The organism is Leuconostoc fallax (assembly GCF_004354645.1).
GTDB classification, from domain to species: domain Bacteria; phylum Bacillota; class Bacilli; order Lactobacillales; family Lactobacillaceae; genus Leuconostoc_B; species Leuconostoc_B fallax.
This window is the reverse complement of record NZ_PUFI01000010.1, coordinates 2,501-5,666: the sequence shown is the minus strand read 5'-3', so window position 1 is coordinate 5,666 and position 3,166 is coordinate 2,501. Positions and strand designations below refer to the sequence as shown.

The window sequence follows — 3,166 nt, the reverse complement described above, 5'->3', positions numbered from 1 at the left end:
AGTAAAAAAGAAAAGGGGGTAAAAAGGGCGAAAAAAGGGAAAAAAGGTGTTGACGGTAGCGCACAGGGTTGGTATAGTAATATATGTTGTTTGGCGGAAACGTCAAGCAGGCCAACGGATTGAGCGACTAGGGCGCACCAAGAAATGCAAAAACATTTCAAAAAGGTGTTGACAAGCGTTTGATTAGATGGTAAGATATAAAAGTTGTTTCGTAAGGAAACAACGACATCGCAAGATGTCAGGTAGCACATTGAAAACTGAACAAAACTTTGATAAACAAATGTGTCGGGTCACTATTTTACGAAATAGTGTAAAGAAACAATTTGCGAAGTCAATTCGTAACAAACAATAAACGGATACGCTATAGCAATATAGCAAGTCAGTTAACATTGAAGAGCAATCTTCAAACTTTTAAAATGAGAGTTTGATCCTGGCTCAGGATGAACGCTGGCGGCGTGCCTAATACATGCAAGTCGAACGCTAGTCGCGGACCTGATCACTTCGGTGAGACGTAAAGCATATGGCTAGAGTGGCGAACGGGTGAGTAACACGTGGACAACCTGCCTCTAAGCAGGGGATAACATTTGGAAACAGATGCTAATACCGTATAACAACGCATTTCGCATGAAGTGTGTTTAAAAGGGGCTTCGGCCTCACTTAGAGATGGATCCGCGGTGCATTAGTTAGTTGGTGAGGTAAAGGCTTACCAAGACGATGATGCATAGCCGAGTTGAGAGACTGATCGGCCACATTGGGACTGAGACACGGCCCAAACTCCTACGGGAGGCTGCAGTAGGGAATCTTCCACAATGGGCGCAAGCCTGATGGAGCAACGCCGCGTGTGTGATGAAGGCTTTCGGGTCGTAAAGCACTGTTGTATGGGAAGAATAGTTAATGTAGGAAATGATGTTAATGTGACGGTACCATACCAGAAAGGGACGGCTAAATACGTGCCAGCAGCCGCGGTAATACGTATGTCCCGAGCGTTATCCGGATTTATTGGGCGTAAAGCGAGCGCAGACGGTTCGTTAAGTCTGAAGTGAAAGCCCACAGCTCAACTGTGGAATGGCTTTGGAAACTGGCGAACTTGAGTGCAGTAGAGGCAAGTGGAACTCCATGTGTAGCGGTGGAATGCGTAGATATATGGAAGAACACCAGTGGCGAAGGCGGCTTGCTGGACTGTAACTGACGTTGAGGCTCGAAAGTGTGGGTAGCAAACAGGATTAGATACCCTGGTAGTCCACACCGTAAACGATGAGTGCTAGGTGTTAGGAGGTTTCCGCCTCTTAGTGCCGGAGCTAACGCATTAAGCACTCCGCCTGGGGAGTACGACCGCAAGGTTGAAACTCAAAGGAATTGACGGGGACCCGCACAAGCGGTGGAGCATGTGGTTTAATTCGAAGCAACGCGAAGAACCTTACCAGGTCTTGACATCCTTTGAAGATGTTAGAGATAATATTGTTCTCTTCGGAGACAAAGTGACAGGTGGTGCATGGTCGTCGTCAGCTCGTGTCGTGAGATGTTGGGTTAAGTCCCGCAACGAGCGCAACCCTTATGTTTAGTTGCCAGCATTTAGTTGGGCACTCTAGACAGACTGCCGGTGACAAACCGGAGGAAGGCGGGGATGACGTCAGATCATCATGCCCCTTATGACCTGGGCTACACACGTGCTACAATGGCGTATACAACGAGTTGCGAACCGGCGACGGTAAGCTAATCTCTTAAAGTACGTCTCAGTTCGGATTGTAGTCTGCAACTCGACTACATGAAGTCGGAATCGCTAGTAATCGCGGATCAGCATGCCGCGGTGAATACGTTCCCGGGTCTTGTACACACCGCCCGTCACACCATGAGAGTTTGTAACACCCAAAGCCGGTGGGCTAACCTTCGGGAGGTAGCCGTCTAAGGTGGGACAGATGATTAGGGTGAAGTCGTAACAAGGTAGCCGTAGGAGAACCTGCGGCTGGATCACCTCCTTTCTAAGGATAAACGGAAACCGACGCTGACTTAAATGTCAAATTTGTAATCAAAAGTTTTGTTTAGTTTTGAGTGTGGTACTTTTAAATAGGTATCATAGTCAAGAATGCCTATGGGGAATTAGCTCAGCTGGGAGAGCACCTGCTTTGCAAGCAGGGGGTCAGCGGTTCGATCCCGCTATTCTCCATAGCCGATGTCGTAAGATGTTGGCGTGATGAACATTGAAAACTGAATAGTAACAAATTCTTTTTTTGAAAGATATCGAAAGATATCAAAAAAATTGAACCGAGAAACAACATCAAGTTCTTTAATAAAGAACGGTTTAATCGCAGGTTGTGTTAAAGCAACCAACTCATAAACTGATCGATAGCACTGTGAGGTGTTATCCGGTTAAGTTAATAAGGGCGCATGGTGGATGCCTTGGCACTAGGAGCCGATGAAGGACGTGACTAACTACGATAAGCTTCGGGGAGCGGTAAGTACGCTATGATCCGGAGATTTCCGAATGGGGAAACCTAACATCTTAGGATGTTACTAATACATGAATACATAGTGTATTAGAGGAATACGCTGTGAACTGAAACATCTCATTAGCAGCAGGAGCAGAAAGAAAAATCGATTCCCATAGTAGCGGCGAGCGAAGTGGGAAGAGCCCAAACCAGCATGCTTGCATGTTGGGGTTGTAGGACTGTCGTTGAGTTACCAAGTAATGATATAGGTGAACAAGTTGGGAAGCTTGATCAAAGAGGGTGATAATCCCGTAACCGAAATATGATTACCTCTAGACAGGATCCTGAGTACGGCCGGACACGTGAAATCCGGTCGGAATCCGGGAGGACCATCTCCCAAGGCTAAATACTCCCTAGTGACCGATAGTGAACCAGTACCGTGAGGGAAAGGTGAAAAGCACCCCGGAAGGGGAGTGAAATAGTTCCTGAAACCATGACGCCTACAAGAAGTCAGAGCTCGTTAATGAGTGATGGCGTGCCTTTTGTAGAATGAACCGGCGAGTTACGGTATCGTGCGAGGTTAAGGTGGAAAGACCGGAGCCGCAGCGAAAGCGAGTGTGAATAGCGCGAATAGTACGATGCTGTAGACCCGAAACCAGGTGACCTACCCATGGTCAGGATGAAGGTGAGGTAAAACTTACTGGAGGTCCGAACCGGTGCATGTTAAAAAATGCTCGGAT

General features: G+C 47.2%; 1 tRNA gene and 2 rRNA genes (1 of these 3 only partly in view). All 3 read left to right on the top strand.

Annotated features, from left to right (window positions below):
- Window positions 1-412: 412 nt before the first annotated feature.
- A 16S ribosomal RNA gene (locus C5L23_RS03790) occupies window positions 413-1,979 on the top strand.
- 112 nt (window positions 1,980-2,091) lie between these two features.
- Window positions 2,092-2,164 (top strand) — tRNA-Ala (locus C5L23_RS03785).
- Window positions 2,165-2,365: 201 nt separating this feature from the next.
- Window positions 2,366-3,166: ribosomal RNA gene (locus C5L23_RS03780) — 23S ribosomal RNA — on the top strand; it runs 2,108 nt beyond the window's last position.
- The 16S and 23S rRNA genes sit together here with 1 tRNA gene alongside, the layout of an rRNA operon.